The sequence below is a fragment of the Coleofasciculus sp. A1-SPW-01 genome, from assembly GCF_040217205.1.
GTDB classification, from domain to species: domain Bacteria; phylum Cyanobacteriota; class Cyanobacteriia; order Cyanobacteriales; family Coleofasciculaceae; genus Coleofasciculus; species Coleofasciculus chthonoplastes_A.
This window is the reverse complement of sequence record NZ_JAVJNP010000013.1, coordinates 15,257-33,583: the sequence shown is the minus strand read 5'-3', so window position 1 is coordinate 33,583 and position 18,327 is coordinate 15,257. Positions and strand designations below refer to the sequence as shown.

The 18,327-nt window shown below is 43.3% G+C and carries 19 protein-coding genes; 13 read left to right on the top strand and 6 right to left on the bottom strand.

Annotated features, from left to right (window positions below):
- Positions 1-7: 7 nt before the first annotated feature.
- From RH949_RS02525 to RH949_RS02510, 4 genes are all read left to right on the top strand, one after another.
- Positions 8-133 (top strand): DUF2442 domain-containing protein, encoded by a 126-nt coding sequence (locus RH949_RS02525; RefSeq protein WP_446351816.1) that lies wholly within the window; start codon positions 8-10, stop codon positions 131-133.
- Positions 134-238: 105 nt separating this feature from the next.
- A complete protein-coding gene (locus RH949_RS02520) occupies positions 239-1,363 on the top strand; it encodes a DUF262 domain-containing protein (protein WP_446351814.1) in 1,125 nt (374 codons plus the stop codon).
- Between the two features lie 3 nt (positions 1,364-1,366).
- Positions 1,367-2,710 carry a DUF3696 domain-containing protein gene (locus tag RH949_RS02515; protein WP_446351813.1) on the top strand — a complete coding sequence of 448 codons (1,344 nt, stop codon included), beginning with the start codon at positions 1,367-1,369 and terminating at the stop codon, positions 2,708-2,710.
- Position 2,711: 1 nt separating this feature from the next.
- Positions 2,712-3,569, top strand: coding sequence for a hypothetical protein (locus RH949_RS02510; RefSeq protein WP_446351812.1), 858 nt, complete (start codon positions 2,712-2,714; stop codon positions 3,567-3,569).
- A 151-nt stretch (positions 3,570-3,720) separates the two neighbouring features.
- Here the strand turns inward: RH949_RS02510 and RH949_RS02505 are convergent, their stop codons facing one another.
- The gene (locus RH949_RS02505) at positions 3,721-6,378 is read right to left on the bottom strand and encodes a pentapeptide repeat-containing protein (RefSeq protein ID WP_446351811.1); all 2,658 of its coding nucleotides are present in this window, start codon (positions 6,376-6,378) and stop codon (positions 3,721-3,723) included.
- A 177-nt stretch (positions 6,379-6,555) separates the two neighbouring features.
- On the opposite strand from RH949_RS02505, the gene RH949_RS02500 reads away from it, so the two are divergent.
- Entirely contained in the window at positions 6,556-7,197 is a 642-nt protein-coding gene (locus RH949_RS02500) for a general stress protein (protein ID WP_446351810.1), read from the top strand.
- 54 nt (positions 7,198-7,251) lie between these two features.
- Entirely contained in the window at positions 7,252-7,722 is a 471-nt protein-coding gene (locus RH949_RS02495; RefSeq protein ID WP_446351809.1) for a BON domain-containing protein, read from the top strand.
- Positions 7,723-8,066: 344 nt separating this feature from the next.
- On the opposite strand, the gene RH949_RS02490 is transcribed toward RH949_RS02495, so the two are convergent.
- The 4 genes from RH949_RS02490 to RH949_RS02475 form a co-directional block, all read right to left on the bottom strand.
- A complete protein-coding gene (locus tag RH949_RS02490) occupies positions 8,067-8,726 on the bottom strand; it encodes a Uma2 family endonuclease (protein WP_446351808.1) in 660 nt (219 codons plus the stop codon).
- 56 nt (positions 8,727-8,782) lie between these two features.
- The gene (locus RH949_RS02485; protein ID WP_446351807.1) at positions 8,783-9,403 is read right to left on the bottom strand and encodes an exopolysaccharide biosynthesis protein; all 621 of its coding nucleotides are present in this window, start codon (positions 9,401-9,403) and stop codon (positions 8,783-8,785) included.
- 321 nt (positions 9,404-9,724) lie between these two features.
- On the bottom strand, positions 9,725-11,002 hold the full coding sequence (gene ahcY / locus RH949_RS02480; protein WP_006101399.1) for an adenosylhomocysteinase: 1,278 nt from the start codon (positions 11,000-11,002) through the stop codon (positions 9,725-9,727).
- 112 nt (positions 11,003-11,114) lie between these two features.
- Positions 11,115-11,957: a DUF389 domain-containing protein gene (locus RH949_RS02475; protein WP_446351806.1), complete on the bottom strand. Its 843-nt coding sequence runs from the start codon at positions 11,955-11,957 to the stop codon at positions 11,115-11,117.
- 311 nt (positions 11,958-12,268) lie between these two features.
- Here RH949_RS02475 and RH949_RS02470 point away from each other — a divergent pair, with 311 nt between their 5' ends.
- From RH949_RS02470 to RH949_RS02445, 6 genes are all read left to right on the top strand, one after another.
- Positions 12,269-13,966 carry a mechanosensitive ion channel family protein gene (locus RH949_RS02470; protein ID WP_446351805.1) on the top strand — a complete coding sequence of 566 codons (1,698 nt, stop codon included), beginning with the start codon at positions 12,269-12,271 and terminating at the stop codon, positions 13,964-13,966.
- Positions 13,967-14,094: 128 nt separating this feature from the next.
- Positions 14,095-14,319: a hypothetical protein gene (locus tag RH949_RS02465; RefSeq protein WP_044207470.1), complete on the top strand. Its 225-nt coding sequence runs from the start codon at positions 14,095-14,097 to the stop codon at positions 14,317-14,319.
- A 308-nt stretch (positions 14,320-14,627) separates the two neighbouring features.
- On the top strand, positions 14,628-14,894 hold the full coding sequence (locus tag RH949_RS02460; protein ID WP_044207467.1) for a hypothetical protein: 267 nt from the start codon (positions 14,628-14,630) through the stop codon (positions 14,892-14,894).
- Positions 14,895-14,968: 74 nt separating this feature from the next.
- A complete protein-coding gene (locus tag RH949_RS02455) occupies positions 14,969-15,340 on the top strand; it encodes a hypothetical protein (protein ID WP_006101408.1) in 372 nt (123 codons plus the stop codon).
- Between the two features lie 107 nt (positions 15,341-15,447).
- Positions 15,448-15,852: a hypothetical protein gene (locus RH949_RS02450; RefSeq protein WP_006101499.1), complete on the top strand. Its 405-nt coding sequence runs from the start codon at positions 15,448-15,450 to the stop codon at positions 15,850-15,852.
- 510 nt (positions 15,853-16,362) lie between these two features.
- Complete coding sequence (locus RH949_RS02445; protein ID WP_044207465.1) at positions 16,363-16,665, top strand: hypothetical protein; 303 nt, start codon at positions 16,363-16,365, stop codon at positions 16,663-16,665.
- Positions 16,666-16,791: 126 nt separating this feature from the next.
- On the opposite strand, the gene RH949_RS02440 is transcribed toward RH949_RS02445, so the two are convergent.
- Entirely contained in the window at positions 16,792-17,400 is a 609-nt protein-coding gene (locus RH949_RS02440; RefSeq protein ID WP_446351815.1) for a cupin, read from the bottom strand.
- A 285-nt stretch (positions 17,401-17,685) separates the two neighbouring features.
- Between RH949_RS02440 and RH949_RS02435 the strand changes: the two genes are divergently transcribed.
- Positions 17,686-17,982: a hypothetical protein gene (locus RH949_RS02435; RefSeq protein ID WP_446351804.1), complete on the top strand. Its 297-nt coding sequence runs from the start codon at positions 17,686-17,688 to the stop codon at positions 17,980-17,982.
- Positions 17,983-18,327 lie beyond the last annotated feature (345 nt).

Here is an 18,327-nt window from a genome sequence, read left to right as displayed (position 1 = left end):
GGTTGAAGTGACGCCATCGGGGGATGGGTTGCATTGGGAGAAGCTGGATGCGGATTTTAGTGTTCCGGCGCTTTTGGCTGGTGTGTTTGGCACGGCGGCGTGGATGGCTCAGATTAAGATGAAGGTAAGTTAGGGCGCGATCGCATTCTTGTCCTGTTCATGCATTCTGGTTGATATGAGTGTATTCTCCTAAAATAGTTAAGAGTTGACAAGTAAGCTCACCAGGCGTAAGAGAAAAATGGATAGCGTAGCACAAGAGAGCGACGTAATTGTTACTGATCAGGATACTGCCGAAGAAGATAGTGGTGATAGTGGTGGATTGTATCCCTATGACCCAACTAAAGCCGATATCGACATTAGAGAAGATCCTCAGACAGTTTTCGAGTTAATGAGAAAATATGACAATGGTAAGCTTATTATCGATCCGGATTTTCAGCGCAATCCTAGAGTTTGGAAGTTAGAGCAAAAAAGCAAATTTATTGAGTCTGTCATTCTCAATTTTCCACTTCCGCCTTGGTATGTAAATCAAACAGAAGAGGGCAAGTACATTGTTGTGGATGGACTACAACGTACTACAACTTTACATGATTTTGTTAATAATACATTTAAGTTAAGTGGTTTAGAAGCTTTACCTAAATTAAATGGTTCTAATTTCACTGACTTAAAAGAATTACCAGGTGACTATCAAACAAGGATTGAAGACAAAAAGCTTAATTTGTATATCATAAAGCCCTCCGTTCCCGTTAAAGTTGTTTATGATATTTTCAACAGAATTAACACGGGGGGAACAAACCTTAGTCGTCAAGAAGTGAGAAACTGTATTTTTTCAGGTAAATCAACAAACTTGCTTAAAGAGTTATCAGAACAAGAATATTTCAGGAAAGCCATTGACAAGGGAATTTCACCCGAAAGGATGAAAGATAGAGAAATTATTTTGCGCTATTTAGCTTTTAGAATTTTTGACTATGCAAAAGATTATCAAGGTGATTTGGGTGATTTTGTAGAAAAGGCAATGAAAAAGATAAATCTGATGTCAGATGAAGAAATAAAAGCGTTGAAAAAGGATTTTGAGCGAGTAATGAAGTTGACTTTTAATTTCTTTAGAAATAAAAATTTTCGTTTGCCTACAGGTGCAGATCAGAGAAGGACAAGAATAAACATTGCAATTTTTGAATCTGTATCTTATTTTTTCTCTATAAATAATGATGAGTTTTTAGAAAAACACAAAGAGGCGATTAAAAGTAATTTTATTAAATTACTAGAAAATCAAGATTATCTCGATTCTATAAAATCTGCCACGAGCGGTAAAGCCAAGGTGTATACTAGGTTTAAGCTAGCTCAAGAAATTTTAGGAGACGTATAAAAAATGCTCAAAAAAATAATCATAAAAAATTTTAAATGCTTTAGGGAAGAAACAGAATTTCCTTTGGGGCAGTTAACTTTACTGACAGGGATTAATGGACGTGGTAAATCAACCATGCTCCAATCCTTACTCTTAATGAGACAATCCATCGAACACAATGATAATGCTGCCCAACTTGTATTAAATGGTAGTTGTGTACACTTAGGTAGTTTTAATGAAATTAGAAACAGTAACATATCAAGAGAAGAGTCCATTATATTTAGATACTTGTATGAAGATAATATAGAAGTATCTAACAGTAATAATTTTAAAATAGTTGGATCAGCTCAATATCATTTTACTGAAAATTATGAAGATGATATGGTCGCTCAAATAAGTAAGATTGAGTTTGATGATGAGGTTATAGGATTTGATGGCAATAAACACAATAGTATGCCATATAAACATAATTCAGTTTATAAAAAAAACAATGAATTTAATCAAGATGTGCATCAAAATAAATTTAACTTTATATCTATCATTCAAGAGGAAAAAATTAATAGCTATTGTTCATTGTCAAAACTATTACCTGTTTCAGGCATGAGAGTTTTTGAAAATGCAAAAGGTGAAAATATTAAAATAGATTCCAAAGTATATAAATCTTTGTATTTCGACAGGATTCATTACATATCAGCAGACCGTGTGGGACCCCAAGAATTTTATTTTAAATCCACTCTGACAAAATTTCCCAATGTAGGACCAAAAGGTGAATTTACAGCTAATTTACTACAAAAAAATAAAGATTATCTAGTTGACGATGAGCTATGTTTAGGAGAAGATGCCAAAACGTTAGCAACTCAAACAGAGGAATGGCTGAATAACATTTTTGATGGAGCAAAGGTAGAAATTAAGAGTTCCGAAAGTAATATACTTGAACTATTAATGAATTCAAGTTCATCAAAAGATCGTTTTAGACCTGCTAACATTGGCTTTGGATATCATTGTGTTTTACCGATTATTGTTTCAGCATTAATTGCCAAACAAGGTGAAATATTAATTGTCGAAAATCCGGAAGCACATTTACATCCTAAAGCACAATCAAGACTGGCTAAATTTTTAGCTAAAGTAAGTAGCTGTGGTGTACAAGTTTTTGTTGAATCCCACAGCGATCATATTTTGAATGCTTTGCGAATAGCAGTTCTAGATGGAATTTTGAATCATGAAGATTTGAAGATACTATATTTTCAGCAAAAAACTGAACCGCCAGTTGTAGAAATTCCTGTGCAGCCTGATGGTGGTATTGAGGAGTGGCCCGAAGGCTTTTTTGACCAAATGGATAAAGATTTTGAACGGCTTTTTGGACTATAAAATGGAAATATTTATTAATGAAGTGTCTCTAGAAGGTCAGTATTTAACAGATGCCGAGTTTAAGGATGCAGTAATAATTTTTAAATCTATTTTTGATTTACTCAATAAAAAAACAAAACAGAAGATTATCTATAAAGAAGATAGTAATTTATTTGTTAACTATGATGCTATTAAAGGCTCTAATTTCCAGCAAAGTTTAAATCAAATCAAAGATAAGTCTCTGAAGCTAGCTTTTAAAAATATCGTTTTTAATAAATTGAATGCAAAAGAATGGCGTAAAGAACAAGTCCATTCTCTAAATGATTATTTCGATTACTTTACACCTCAATCCTGTCGAGATGTCAGAAACACTTCATTAGCAGAAGTGGCTGAAAGGCAATTTCAAAACAGCTACATAACTTATTTAGTGATTAATTTTACCAATTCTAGCTTTATAATTGCCCATCCCGACATTAATAAATGTTGTTTAATTTCTATAATCAAAAACAATGATGAAACTCAATCCATTGATTTAGATAGTCTTGACAATCAAGCAGCTCTTGAGAATTGGCTAGAGAAAAAACTAAAATTAAGCAAAATAGAATATGATGAATCTTCTACTGTTCCTCCTCAGGATGAGCAAACTATATTACGAGATACTAAAAGATTCAAAAGAACTGGAATTAGGTATGATAATAGAGTGGTTTATTGCGAAATCTCTACAGGTAAATATTGGTACGTCGATAATTTACACTACGGCAAAGCCGCTCATTTAGAAGTTTTAGACAAAACTGGGCAGCGACACCTTGGAGAAGCTGATTTACAAGGGGAAATTGATGAATCAAAATCTGACAGTGAGAAAAATATTAATATATCATAGTTATACATTTTTGGTTACGAGTAACACAAACTACTGGACTGACATAGCTAAAATGGTGGCATAGATTTTACAATTAAATCGGGGCGGGTTTACCAGCGTGAATTCTAAGCGGCGCAACCTTTTTAGTGAAACCCGCCCCTACCATACCCTGTCATAGTTCACGCCAATTAGTCTTACAAATACTCCCATCTGGCATCCTCGCCCCCTCGAAATTCACCTCACTCAAATCCGCCTTATCCAAATTCGCCCCCGTCAAATCCGCCTCCCTTAAATCCGCCCCACTCAAACTTGCCCCCACCAACGTCGCCCCTACTAACTCCGCCCCTCTTAAATCCGCATTCCCCAACTTCGCCCAACTCAAATCCGCCCCGCTTAACCGCGCCTGCTTCAAACTCGCCCCCACTAGCTTCGCCTTGCGTAAACTCGCCTCACTCAAGTCAGCCTCACTCAAATCCGCAATCACCAACTTTGCCCCATCTAGCTGCGCCTGCTGTAAATTTGCCCCCCGCAGTATCGCGCCAATTAAATTCGCATTCCGCAAATCCGCCCCCGCTAACTGCGCCCCGGCTAACTCCGCATTCTGAAAATTTCTCCCGCCACTCTGATAGCGCGATCGCACTTCCCCAACATCGGTTACACTAATCTCTCGCTGGGGCGGATGGCGAAAGGTAAAGGTAAACGTATCGCCACTTTGCATCACCTGCCACATTTCCTCATACAAAGGATAAGAACCCACGCCACTCAATTTCACCCACCCTTTTGCCCGCGTTAATGCTACAAATAACTGATTCCGCAATTGCAGATTATTCTCATCTTTTGCCACATTATCTAACCCCACCACATACACCATATCCGCTTCATTTCCTTTCGCCCGATGAATACGAGACACAGTAACGCCACCCTCACACCAAAACTTATTTGGATCACGATGATCTTTATCAATGTGCAGCATATTGCAATCCATGGCACTAGGAAGATAAATATCAATTCCCTGAGACATCAAAAACTCTGCCACCGCCGTTTCTAGTCGCATTGCTTCCAACCCCAACCCTAAAACAATGACCAATATCTCGCGACTCGGTTTAAGTCCGTCATAGCGAAGATTGTAGACAATGTTATCGGCTAATGCGGTTAATTCTTCCTGACGCGATCGATAGGCAATAAACTCAAATAAAGAACCCTGCCAAAGTTTTGAGACTAGATTCGGTGAATGTTCGGATGGGCGTCTCACGGTAATTTGTTGACCGGGGCGAAACGTTCCCGTGACTTCATAGCCAATCGCTTGCCAATCCTCAATTCGGGTAATTCCGGTTAACATTCCCCCCCGTCGTAATAATCCCATGCCAATCCCATGGGCGGCGGTAATAATTTCCCCAGGGGTACGATAACACCGATACATAGTTTCACTTTTTCTAATCCCTCCCCCATACTGTCCGGTGACTAAATGCCCTAAGTCTTCGCCAAATAATTCACTCGCATTAGGAATATTCAAGCTTTCTAAACTTTGCGCTTCATCATACGCCCAAATTAACCGCCGTTGTTCTGGTTGGGTGGGTTCAACGGGGCGTAATGCCTGATATGCCATCCAGTAAAAGGGTTGTTTTCCCTCAAATTTTAGTGGGTCATCGACGATTAAATCTTGACCTTCATCAATTAAAATAACATCGTATAATTTTGGAATCGCTGTCTCTTGTAAAAGATTGAGACAAACTTCAGCTAATGCCTGATGCGGTTGCTTGGTTTCTATATCGTTAACGGTAAGCGCTTTTACCCCTGTGTGTCGGCAAAGGGTACTATAAAATCCCGGTTGTTTTCTCCCTCCCCAAGCGTGGAGAACTTTTAATTTGCGATGACCTTTGGCGTCGTATCTGATTTCGCCACTACTAAAGCGACGCAACCATTTATCCAGTTGGCTAATAATGGTGTGATAGAGGCTGCGGCTAAAGAAAACTAGGGCAATATTCCAGTCGGGATGCTTGAGGTGAATGTGGGCGGCTTTTTGACAGAGTAATACGGTTTTCCCGGAACCTGCTATCCCCCGAATCCGTTGGGGACCCGGAGGAATGGATTTGGCGATTTGTTCTTGGGCTAAATCGAATTCAGATAGGTGTTGGCTTACTTGTGCCAGAATACTACCACGGGTTTGTTGAGGCGTGCCATTAATGGTTTTTGGGATGGCATTTCTGTGTCCTTTCAGGTGTTGTTTTTTCCGAAAAACAGGTGTACCACTAATCACCGCTTGCAGTAATTTCCACTGCTGGTTATTCAGAGGTGTTCCTTTGATAATTGGAGAGGTTTGCTGAATCCGTTTGATTAGAAAAGTCCAGGAAATGATATTATCTTGAAAGATAATTGGCGGACAGCTAGGGAGTTGGTAGAAGCCGCTTTGGTACCATTCAGCCTCGGTAATTAAAGGAAGGCAAATTAACGCCCGCCCTGTGACTTTACGGCGCAATATCGGTTCGCGATCGCAATACCCCAAGAGTGAGAATAATTGATTTTCTGCTTGTTGGTAAGGGTTGCTGCTGGTGGTGTAATAGTTTTGGAATTCCCAGCGATGACCTGTAATTGCCAGAATTTGGTCAATGGTGACAGATTTAATCTCAATCACGATTAAACCCAGTTGGGCGTCCACAATCAAGATATCGGGTTCCTTGCGAGACTTGCCCACCTTGGAAAATATAGGATAGCGCCAATACCCGATACAGGTGCGATCGCGAAATGCTTTCTGAACGGCGTCCCAGGCTTTTTGTTCTCCGCCTTCACCTCCTTTACCGAGTGGTTCTGTGGTAATAAATTTATTCGTCATTCGTTAAGGGAACAGGGAACAGGGAGTTCATAGTGCATAAACCTCCTTCTTCTTCTTTCTATGGATAGAGACTAAAGTTACACCTATTGATTGAGGAAACAAGATCCGATAAATGATAAAATTTACTTATAAATTAAAACAGACTAATTCATCTTTAGCGTGTAGAAGGATAGAACAATGGCTTTACATCAACACAAACGGGCGATCGGTATCTTTACAAACCGAGACGCGGTGACGCAAGCACTACAGGAACTCAACCTGGCTAATTTTCCCCTGGATCAGGTTACCGTGATTACCCGAGAATTAGAAGAGGAGTCGCTTCACGATACGGATAGGAAGACTCGCAAGGGTAATCAAGCGGCGAAACAGGTGGGGAATGGCGCTGTTGTCGGTGGTGTCATTGGATTGGTAACTGGCGTACTCGTCGGTGTGGGTGCTGCTTCGATTCCTCTGATTGGTCCAATCATGTTAGCAGACGCTTTGGGGACTGCTGTAGCCACAACTTTAGCCGGGACAGGAATTGGTGCGGTTAGTGGTGGACTTTTGGGCGCACTGATTGGATTAGGTATTCCCAAGAAACACGCCAAAGCGTATCATGAACGATTTTTACGGGGTGATTTTTTGGTCATTGTTGAAGGTACGGATGATCAAATTCGTCAGGCAATTTCTCTACTTAAAGATGGAGGAATCGAAGAAGTGGGAATTTACAATGCTCCAGAGATGGATGGGATAAATACCGATTTCCCCGTTACGGCTGTTGATGATCCTCATGCTCAGATGTCTAGATCAACGGTTTATCGAGAACCGGAACTGAATTGAGATGGATTGATATACATCTTTACTGATTATTTGCCGTCGAAGAGGACAGAAAAAATGAATAAGTTTACACTCTTATGCTTGACCGGTGTTTTAGGATTAGGAGTTTCCGCCTGTGGTGATGTCGCTAGAACCAGTACTAGCGCTCCTGATTCGATTAATGAGGTTGGTAATCCTCCAGACTTGGACACCGTGTTAAAAAATAAAAGCGATGCAACGAACCCCACCCGCCGAGCGCAAGCCAATGCTGACATTCGGGCGCGGGAGCAACGATACAATCTGTTCAGAGAAGGAGAGGAACGCTCTGATCGTAATGTACAAAGTGAAGTGCGGAGTAAGTTAGAGGTTAACCTGCCAACCTCTCAACTAGCGATTCAGGCTAATCAGGGAATCGTTACAGTAACCGGATACATACAAACTCAAGATAATCTGGAACGGATTGAACCTTTGGCAAGGGAAATTAGAGGGGTTCGGGATGTCAATGTCCAAGCTGAGGTGGGACCCAATTTACCGCCTTATAACAGTTAAATTTTCTGTTTTTTAACGAATAGGCAACAGGCAACAGATACAGCAGATTTCAGGTTTATGAGGTACAGCCTTAAGCAAGATCCCCGATTTCTTGAAGAAGTCGGGGATCTGTCTATGTAAGCTGTCATGCATTTAAATTGGGTATTAGTAGCGAGCAAGATGCAAAGCCTGCGGCATGGCTTCGCTAAAGCCTGCGGCATGGCTTCGCTAAACGCACTACAAGGATTACGCCATTATTGATATTAAGGTTTAAATGCCGAACAGCTTATACACTTTCTGCGTCTCCCCATTTCCCCATCTCCCCATCTCCTGCTCACCTCACAACTCCCAACAGCAAACCCTACTTAAAGGGTTTCGGGATCAATATTTAATTCTCGCAGTTTGGCGGCGTAGCGTTCGGCAACTTCTTCAGGTGTCGGGACGAGTTTCCCTTCTGGAGTGAAAAAACGCAACTGATTCTGATGAATTCCTAGAAATAAACCAAGCTGCTGACTCCACAATTGTCCTTGAGCATTCGGTTCGAGGGGTTGATAGTCTCCATCAACTAAATGAAATCCGACAAATTCTAATGTATTTGGATCGAACCAAAAGTAATCGGGGGTACGAAAGGTATCTTGGTAAAGTTTTTTCTTAAATCCTTTGTCTGTATCAGCCGTTTTAGGAGAAAGGATTTCGATAATCAAATTTGGATATTTGCCATCTTCGTTCCAGACGACCCAACTTTTGCGAGTTTTCCGTTCAGTGTCTAGCACGACAAAAAAGTCGGGTCCCCGGAAGTCTTCTGATTTGCGTTGACGGGGACTATAGTAAATAGTGAGGTTGCCAGCGACGTAGAAATCATTTCTATCTCGCCATAGCCATTCTAAGCTTTTGAGGAGTAAGATAATTTGTCGCAGATGTAGTTCAGTTTCCCAGGGAGGTTCATCACTATAGAGGTCACCAGGGGGAAAGATAACATCTTGTGAGATATCTGGGTAAGGAGCGAGTTCTTGAATTTGGGACATGGCTCGTTAAAGGGAGAACAGCAAATTACATTTTTATTTATTTTAGCTAGCATTGTTCAACGCAGAACATCTTTGAGCCAATCCAGTAAACTTGCACCGCCAAACCAAACGGCTAGTAAAATAGAAATTGAAAGAATTCCACCCAGTAAACAAATAACTAATCCGCCTAAGCTAATTGCCCCATCATCTTCAATTAAGCCAAAACCTGTGACAAAAATACCGATCGCGGGCAAGGTATTGGTTCCGGGAATGGGAATCATCATCGAGATGGACATGAGTGCAATTGCCACCCCAATTACTACACGACCCGTTAGACTGGTACAGAGATAGGGTAGACGTGGACGCGCGATCGCTTCAATCTTCTTTAACCAAGGAATCCCCCCTTTAACCACTCCCTGCACCGTTTCTAGTTTCATCCTGCCATTCATCACTTTCTGGGGTAACCAGGGACGTTTAGCACCAATGATTAGCTGAAAGGCTAAAATCAGCATGACAATGCCAAAGGGGATCGAATAACCCGGTGCTGGAACGGGTAACGCTGAGGGAAGCGACAGGATTACAAACAAAAACCCAAAAATTCGCTCCCCCGCGAAAGACAGAATATCTGCTAGTCTCACCTGAGGCTGTCGATCTTCTTCAAAAAAATAACGTTGTAGTTCAACCGAAAGTCGAGCCATTTTTTTGAACCCTTTCGATACAATAAAAATTAAGAATTAGCACCCAGAATTCGGGAGATCCCCGACCTCTTCAAGAAGTCGAGGATCTAATTGAATTAATGCATCCCTGACAACAATCTCACTCTTGTCTATTGATACCGAGTTGGGTTCTATCATGTCTAGGAAGAGCGAAGCGTGAAGCGCAGCTATAGCGAGGAACGAGCGTCAGAATCTGGACAGATGCTTCGCTACACTCCGTTACGCTCAGCATGACAAATTCTACATTAGACTGCAACTTGGTATGAGATGCACATCAGCTTACCACACCCGAAAAATTCCGAACTAGGTTCCTGATGTCCACGAGTTCATATACTCAACTTGTTCAGTGGTTAAGGTATCCAGTGAGATACCCATTGCCTGCAATTTCAGCCGTCCAATTTCTTTATCAATCTCAGTCGGAATCGAATGTAGACCGGGTTCTAGTTTGCCTTTATTCTGCACCAGATATTCACACGCCAAAGCTTGGTTAGCAAAGCTCATATCCATCACCGCACTGGGGTGTCCTTCGGCGGCGGCTAGGTTAATCAAACGTCCTTCACCCAATACGATAATAGATTTGCCGTTTTTCAGGAAATACTGTTGGGTAAAGTTGCGAACTTGCCGATATTCCGTGGATAACTCTGCCAAGGATTTCAGGTCAATTTCAATATCGAAGTGACCGGAGTTACACACCATTGCGCCATCTTTCATCACTTCAAAATGTTCTGGGCGAATGACGTGCTTGTTTCCGGTAACGGTAATAAACACATCACCATGGGAAGCGGCTTCAATCATCGGCATTACCCGGAAGCCATCCATGACGGCTTCAATCCCTTTAATCGGGTCAATTTCAGTAACAATGACATTCGCGCCCATACCTCGCGCCCGCATTGCCGCACCTTTGCCACACCAACCATAACCTGCAATGACGATGGTTTTCCCAGCCAGCAGAATGTTGGTGGCGCGGATAATACCATCGAGGGTGGATTGTCCTGTACCGTAGCGGTTATCAAAGAAGTGCTTGGTATCAGCATCGTTGACGTTCATCGCGGGGAAGGTGAGAACTCCCTGATTGAACATTGCCTGCAAGCGGACAATTCCGGTGGTGGTTTCCTCGGTGGTGCCGATAATATCACCAATCTGGTGTTGCCGTTCCTTAACCAGAGTGGCTGTGACATCACTCCCGTCATCGATGATCAAATTGGGTTTGTGATCCAGGGCGATTTGAACGTGGCGGTTGTAGGTGGCGTTATCTTCCCCTTTGATAGCAAAGACAGGAATCCCGTAATCAGCGACTAAGCTAGCCGCGACATCATCCTGAGTAGACAGGGGATTACTAGCAATTAGCAACCCATCAGCCCCCGCATTTTTCAGCGCGATCGCTAAATGGGCGGTTTCTGTGGTAACGTGGCAGCAAGCAACTAGGCGAATTCCTGCCAGAGGTTTATTTTGAGCAAAACGCTCCTGTATTTGCCGCAAAACGGGCATTTCCCGTCCAGCCCATTCGATCCGCTGTTTGCCTCCGGGGGCTAGGGATAGGTCTTTGACTTCGTGTTTGAGCGCAGTAGATGTTGCTGTCATGGATTTGGTTTATGTTATCTAAATTTGCATTGTCATCTTAACTAACTTAGCCTATTTGCCATAACCCAATATTCGTAGTTGCGCTTGAGCGCTATAAATGCCTCCCATCTCATCAGGGCGGGTTTTGTTTTTCCGTTATCTGTGAATATCTGAATTTAGTCCCTAAACCCGCCCCTACAATTGTCCCTAAACCCGCCTCTACACGCCGTACCAGGGTATTATTAATCGTGGCTTGCAGTCGAGCTTGTCTGGCTAATTCCCAAAAACTGACACCCAACGGCAGGAAGAGGAGGGCGGTGAAGCCAAATGTCCAGCTCAAGGCGTGATTGACTTTGGTGTAACCTGCTACAATAAACACCAGCATACAGGCTAAGGTAATACCGAGAAGATTGGTTACATACAGTAAAAATGCGCCTAAGCTAAAGGACCAAATCCCCTGAGACAGCGACAGTCCAACCACACATAAGGGTGGCATTAGGGCAACCGCGATCGCTACCCCGGCTAAGGCATCGCTGATACGCTCGCGAGTCTTGGCAAAACTACTGATCCCGCCTGCTACCACCGCGATCCCCAAGTCTACTAAATTCGGCTGGGTGCGAGACAGCACTTCTGAACCATATTCGGGAATCCCAGCAATCCGTCCCGTCAGCCACGAGAGAACTAATGCTATGATTGCCGCACCCGCGATCGCTCCTAAAGCTTTACGAAATAAAATCAAGTCTCCTTCCAACGCCCCAAACGCTAATCCCCGTAAGGGTAGCATCAACGGAGCAATGATCATCGCACCAATGATGACAGCAGTACTGTTGCTAATCAGACCAAACGTGGCAATCAGACAAGAACTAATCGTGAGGACAACATAATTAATCGTCCAACTGGCATCGATTGACAACTCTTGATGGAGTTGTTTAAATACATCTTCAGTGACGGCTTCCGGTAAAAGCCGATTGAGCATGAGTATATATCGTCACATCAATTCAATGAAATAGAGATTTGATGGATTTTCTGCGGATTGAGAGATTTCCCTAAAACTATCTCCTCAGATAGAGGATAACTCAAAAGTTGCGATTGTTAATCTTTACTTTTGACTTGCTCAAATGCCATAACTTTTTTTGATCAGGACTGGGTATCCGGCTTAAACAAAGTCATTTTGCCCGTTTTGCAAGGTTTTACTCCAAATTGGCTACTGTTAAATTTTTTTTTAGTCTATATACTGAATACTGAATTGTTAAGAAAAATAACAAGTAGACAATCAGGATGAGGAAAATGCGAATTTCAGCTTGGACAATTGCCGGATCAATTGCGTTAGCGGGCTGGGTTATCTCTCCAGTTCAGGCTCAGATACCCGGTTTACCCGATGTCAACCTACCGACTCCGAATCCTCTCAAGCAGCAATCAGAGGATACCGCTGATTCGGGTTGTGTTCGACTTGATGGTCGCTGTTTATTTGAGATTGCCGCACCTAAATCAGAGTTACCCCAACGCATTCAAGAAATTGAACAACGGTTACAGGATATCAGCCAGACTTACTTCAAAAATGAGAGCGCTGAATTAGAGTTTCGCAAAGAATTAGACCAACCAAGCAGTTTACCTGAAATTTACGTCTCTCTGCTAGATGAGCAAGACAATCGGTTCAAAGAAGTTCGTTTGATGAGCGTTACCAATCAAGATGCTGATCTCACAGGAGTGCCGATAGAGACTAGAGCCGACGAAATTATCGAACAGCTCGAACAACAACTACCCCAGGCAAAACAGGAACGGCAACCTGCTGTTTTGACGGATCGAGTAGGAGTTGCCGTTGGTACTGGCGTAGCCATGATTGTTGCCAGCTTACTCATTTATCGTTGGGAACGCCGCTTAAAACGTTCCAAACAACTGTTAGAGCCTTCTGGATCGAACGCCGAACCAATATCCACTCAACTTACCCAAAATCAACAGCGAAATGTCAAAGAAGTTTTACATCGCTTGCTGCAACTGACGCAAGGGGTTATCTGGGTGGGGGGAAGTCTACTTATTTTAAGTCTATTTCCTTACACACGACCCCTACAGATATTAATCCTTGCCAGTTTCCGAATTCCCGTGCGTGTGGGTATTGTCGGCTTGGGAACCTACGTGATCATCCGGCTATCTTATGCCTTAACCGATCGCTTCTCATCTGCCATTGTCAGAAATCATTTACTGACGCCAGAAAGCGCCCAGCGATCGCAGTTGCGTGTGTCAACGGTGTCTGGGGTAACCAAAAATATTATCACCTTGAGTTTTAGTGCGATCGGACTTTTAGTGGCGCTAGCGGCAATTGGGATTGACATTGGTCCCCTGTTAGCTGGCGCTGGGATCATCGGTTTAGGCTTGTCTTTGGCATCGCAAAATTTGATCAAAGATGCCATCAATGGCTTTTTTATCCTCTTAGAAGATCAGTATGCTGTTGGTGACGTTATTGCTGTGGGAGATGTTGGCGGGTTTGTGGAAATGATTAACCTCCGGATTACTCAGTTGCGGGATGCTGAGGGGCGATTAATTACGGTTCCCAACGGTGAAGTGAGAATTGTGGGAAATCTTTCGAGTAATTGGTCACGGGCAGATTTAAATATTCCCGTTACCTATCAAGCCGATGTTGATAAAGCATTGGATTTGGTCAGACAGGTGGCACACGAGATGCTTATGACCCAAATGTGGCGGGAGCGTATCCTGGATCAACCCGACATTTTAGGGGTCGATAATTTTGGCGATCGCGGTTTTATTATTCGGGTGTGGATTAAAACCCAGCCGTTGAAACAATGGGAAGTAGCGCGAGAGTTTCGCCGTCGTCTAAAAGCGGCATTTGATGAAGCTGGAATCCTGCTTTCAGTGCCTCAGCAAGCGCTCTGGTTTAATAACACCTTACCGACGCAATCATTGTCCAATGGTCACTCGAATGGTCATGGTCACCAGGACGTTCAGGCAGAGTATGCTGAGATGGAATAGACTATAGCAATCCTAAATAGTAGAGACGTTGCATGCAACGTCTCTACCATGGTTCGGACAGTTCTAATCGATGTGTCTACTACTATACAATGGAAAAACACACCCCCCAATATGGCTAGACACAATCTATGCCGCCTGTTATGGACAAAACTCACTTAAATAAAAAAGTGATAGCTAAGATAAAAATCTTTAAAGAGTTTGGCTATCGTGACAGGCCTCTTGAAAGACCCGTTGAAGAAGGCACAACTGGCATAATAGTTGATTTTGGTTTTTCAAGCGGCAACCCTTACGTGAAATGGGAAACAGGACAGGAGGGTTTTGTCTCTGACTATTGGATTGCTCTGGTGAGTTAATAGTTTGAAAGGTTTGTTTCATTCGTGGAGCTAAGGCAAAAAGGCAGGTCTCAATCGCGATCTCGTAGGTTTTGTGCTTGGTTTAGTAGCTCCTGTTTCCTAGTTTCGTTGTGTTTCTTCTTGTAGTGCGAGCATCTTGCTCGCTACCCATTCCCAATTTAAATGCATAACAGCTTATCAGTGAAACCCGCCCCTACACCTCCAATCCCCAAAACCCCTCGCCATTACAGTACAAATGTACTACAATGGAACTATCAAAGATTTTACGCCGTGAACGCCTGACCCCTAAACCATTCAAGATTGTCGCCATGATTAAGCATTACATCCTCAGCATCAACCCCAACGCCGAGTACGAGTGGGAACAACGCATCCTACGCCACCCAATCACCGCAGAACGCCCGGATTTTGCCAGTTTAATCGCCCAAGCCGTGGGGGACGAATCGGGATCATATTTAGTCGAGGTGAATATTGAAGTCAACCTTTTAGAGAAAGCCCCAAATCCTCAGCCTCAGAGGAATTCCCTGGATGGAGCCACCAAGACAGTCAACTCCCAAGCTTCGGAATGGGTGGCGTAGTCAGTTAACTGTTTAGCTTGGATAACCGGATCAAGGATTGTCCGGATTAATACTTTCATACAGGAAGATTTACGATGAACATGAGTCAGTACCCCGCCGCGATCGCACAAGCCGCTCAAACTGTTAATGATTTGGATTCGCAAATTCAGGCGGTGCAACTTAATATTCATCGCCTAGAAGCCAGTATTGACAAGCAAATTGCCTTCGATTCTGAGTTAAAAAATGACTCTCAACGCAAGGCGCGTCGATTTGAGCTACTAGAGGTGAATTTGGAATATCAGCACGCCCTCAACACTGTAATGCGGCTAACCAATCAAAAGGCGAACGCTGTAGCTAACTTGGAATACTTGCGGAATCAGTTCAGTGTTGCCAAACTGGAAGCTCGACTGGCAATCGCCCGCCAGCTTAATGGTTCAGATATTGGTGATCTGTTGCTGGGCGTTTAATAGAGCAATTGCCTTGAGGAACTCCGGACAGGTTTTCGGGCTTACTGAGAATGGTGCAAGATCTGATTATAGCTATTCCAAGCTGGGTAAGTTGCCCAAAATAAACTATGACTATTGTGACCTCTCAAGAAATTGCCCGATTCCGTTCTCAGCTTTCCCATAACCCCGAAGCGATGCAAGCGCTGGATGCGATTGAGGATTGTGAGGGGGATCTAGAAGACGCCGCGATCGCACTCGCGATTCGAGCCGGACAACAACCCCAAAGTGACAATGCTCGATGGTTAGACGATTTAGCCAAAAAATGCCGTGCGGTTATTTGTAAGCCGGAATTTCGCCAAGAATTGCTCAATGGCTCTTATTCTCAGGTGATTGAATACTTAGCAGGGACACCCCTACTTCCGGCGATTCTAGCAACACCAGTCCTGATGTCGGCTCTCAGCCAAGGCGTGACTAACTTTTGCGAACCGATTGATGCTCACTTTGAACAGGTTTATGGCGATCGCTCTCCTTAATTCGGTGCATCCCAACACCAGTCAACGCAACGCCAGTACAGCAGTCAAGGGAGTGAGGAAACAAGTTCTGTGATATCGCGATCGCACCAGGTCACTTTAAAATCACTAGAACACTGTGAGCTAGACCAATACTCCCCCATTTTACAGTCGGTAGTATAAAGGCGTTGCACTAGACTAGACGACCCACGACCTCCAGTGGGTCTTTTTTCTGTTCGTTCATAGTTACATTTTTGCCAGCTACTTCAATAATCTACTGATTCAATTCATTGAGCATCAAGTTGACCAAAATAAGATTCAAGTTGTCCCCACAACGCACTCACCCCAATTACTTAGACTTTTCAGTCTAACAATAGCCAATTGTAAGCGGATTTACAGTTGTGGCAATAGTCATTAAGTCGCTATCGGTAAATCCGCGATAGTTTGGGAGAATCGATGTAATTTGTCTTATGGAGTAACAAATTTTATAATAGATCAAGCTGATGAGCATAAATGTGGGATTTTATGAGAACTATGATATTGGATGAATTTACTCAATTAACGGCGAAACAGGAAAAATGTCCTTCTCAATTACCCAAAGCATTGCAAGCGTTGTGGTATGACAAAAGAGGGGATTGGCACCGAGCGCATGATATCGTGCAGAATGCCAGCGATAGTGATAGTGCATGGGTTCATGCTTATCTTCATCGCGAAGAAGGTGACTTAAGCAACGCCAATTATTGGTACAGACGCAGTGGACAGTCACAATTTAACGGTGAATTGAGCCAAGAATGGGAATTCATCGCGTCTAATCTGTTGGATAAAGTCAACGCCTAAATTCTAGGGCTTGGTTTAACCACTGTAGGGATGGGTTTAGCCATTCAATTCAGATATTCACCGATAAATGAACAACAAAACCCGCCCTGATTCAGGTTCGTACTATTTTAGCTGTGCCACGCCAGATTAAAAGTTTTTAGCGGTGTGAGTAATCGGATCAAACTCAAATCGTTGCTGATAATCCGTTTTTCCATAAAGATTAAATGTAATCGTGGGTTCGGTTCCCATCACTTCTACATGGTGAATCGCATTAGGCATAAAGCTGATAATATCGCCAGGAACCAGAATCTGTTCACCCACCTTTTCGATGCGATCGGGAAATTCTGAATCCGTAGTCCGTCGCCAAAATGTATTTTTTTCTTCACCACTAATTAACGCTACCACTCCCCACGCCGCATGATTGTGAATTGGAGAGACTCGTCCGGGTAACCAAACCACCGTCTGCACGGTTAAGGAGAACTCTGGTTCATCATACAGCATCAAGACAGACCACCCTGTATCGGGATTCGGTTCGCGATATTCCCCCTGTAACCAGTAGGAACTCGTCAGTAAACGGCGGACTAACGGGCGAATTTTTTCTAGGCGTTGGCGATCATCTTTGGTGGATTCGAGAATATCTTCTACATCGGTGAGAAATCGATAAAGTCGATAATAGCCTGTATATGTTTCACTCTCTTGGAGATTACAGGCTAGACAGTCTCCATTCTCTGTTACTAACCAATCACTACTTTTCATCATTTATTTTATAGCTAGAGTATAATCAGGGGCAATTTTTTATCAGGTTTCGCCATACCGCCAATTTTGACAAATTAATTTAGGGAAAATCTGAGTTTTTCCTGAGAAAATCTCGGTTTATCCTGAACCTCCCTCATCCAACCAGCAATCGTTGACCCCAGTCTCAGCGAATCCCAAGCTGTTTTTAAGGATAATTTAAGTTTATTAGGGTTAAGTATTGCCTAAGCCCCGGCAGATTTCTGGGCGATGACGTACCAATTCTTGTATCACAGAAGCCATAAGAGAATGAAAGTTAACTACATTGCGACACTCACCATTGCCTCTATTCTAGGTCTGGGGCTAGCAGCGGGCTGTGGTAACCCCTGTGCCGCTAAACCTGGACCCGAAGGCGGGACTGAAACTCAAGCGAATCCCTGTGCGGGTAAAGAGAACCCTTGTGCTGCTAAAGAGAATCCTTGTGCGGGTAAAGAGAACCCCTGTGCGGGTAAAGCGAATCCTTGTGCTGCTAAAGAGAATCCTTGTGCAGGTAAAGCGAATCCTTGTGCCGCGAAAGAAAATCCCTGCGCGGGTAAGACGAATTAATCAGCATTTAGGACTTCCTTAGGACTTCCGTTACGCTTGCTTTACTATTGAACCACCATCTGTAGGGGTACGACATGTCGTACCCCTACTCTTTTTAGAATTCCCTGTTGCCTATTCCCTAACAGTAAGGATTCAGGTCTGTGTTTAGCTCATCAATCAGCCTGGGTGTACGAGCCGTGCAAAAGTAAGTGGGGAAAGGGAATTAAGTCATATCGGCGAGTGCGCCCAGGCTCAAAACCCCAGCATCAGGCTGATACCACCCATCTCTCAGGATGATGGGTAGGAATGGAGCCTCAGTTTGCCAGTGTGTAACCTGGTCGAGTTCAATCACTCGAACACAGACAA

Coding starts and splice junctions, on each gene's coding strand:
- RH949_RS02520 (WP_446351814.1), top strand. CDS start 239: ATGGATAGCGTAGCACAAGAGAGCGACGTAATTGTTACTGATCAGGAT.
- RH949_RS02515 (WP_446351813.1), top strand. CDS start 1,367: ATGCTCAAAAAAATAATCATAAAAAATTTTAAATGCTTTAGGGAAGAA.
- RH949_RS02510 (WP_446351812.1), top strand. CDS start 2,712: ATGGAAATATTTATTAATGAAGTGTCTCTAGAAGGTCAGTATTTAACA.
- RH949_RS02505 (WP_446351811.1), bottom strand. CDS start 6,378: ATGACGAATAAATTTATTACCACAGAACCACTCGGTAAAGGAGGTGAA.
- RH949_RS02500 (WP_446351810.1), top strand. CDS start 6,556: ATGGCTTTACATCAACACAAACGGGCGATCGGTATCTTTACAAACCGA.
- RH949_RS02495 (WP_446351809.1), top strand. CDS start 7,252: ATGAATAAGTTTACACTCTTATGCTTGACCGGTGTTTTAGGATTAGGA.
- RH949_RS02490 (WP_446351808.1), bottom strand. CDS start 8,726: ATGTCCCAAATTCAAGAACTCGCTCCTTACCCAGATATCTCACAAGAT.
- RH949_RS02485 (WP_446351807.1), bottom strand. CDS start 9,403: ATGGCTCGACTTTCGGTTGAACTACAACGTTATTTTTTTGAAGAAGAT.
- ahcY (WP_006101399.1), bottom strand. CDS start 11,002: ATGACAGCAACATCTACTGCGCTCAAACACGAAGTCAAAGACCTATCC.
- RH949_RS02475 (WP_446351806.1), bottom strand. CDS start 11,957: ATGCTCAATCGGCTTTTACCGGAAGCCGTCACTGAAGATGTATTTAAA.
- RH949_RS02470 (WP_446351805.1), top strand. CDS start 12,269: ATGCGAATTTCAGCTTGGACAATTGCCGGATCAATTGCGTTAGCGGGC.
- RH949_RS02465 (WP_044207470.1), top strand. CDS start 14,095: ATGCCGCCTGTTATGGACAAAACTCACTTAAATAAAAAAGTGATAGCT.
- RH949_RS02460 (WP_044207467.1), top strand. CDS start 14,628: ATGATTAAGCATTACATCCTCAGCATCAACCCCAACGCCGAGTACGAG.
- RH949_RS02455 (WP_006101408.1), top strand. CDS start 14,969: ATGAACATGAGTCAGTACCCCGCCGCGATCGCACAAGCCGCTCAAACT.
- RH949_RS02450 (WP_006101499.1), top strand. CDS start 15,448: ATGACTATTGTGACCTCTCAAGAAATTGCCCGATTCCGTTCTCAGCTT.
- RH949_RS02445 (WP_044207465.1), top strand. CDS start 16,363: ATGATATTGGATGAATTTACTCAATTAACGGCGAAACAGGAAAAATGT.
- RH949_RS02440 (WP_446351815.1), bottom strand. CDS start 17,400: ATGAAAAGTAGTGATTGGTTAGTAACAGAGAATGGAGACTGTCTAGCC.
- RH949_RS02435 (WP_446351804.1), top strand. CDS start 17,686: ATGAAAGTTAACTACATTGCGACACTCACCATTGCCTCTATTCTAGGT.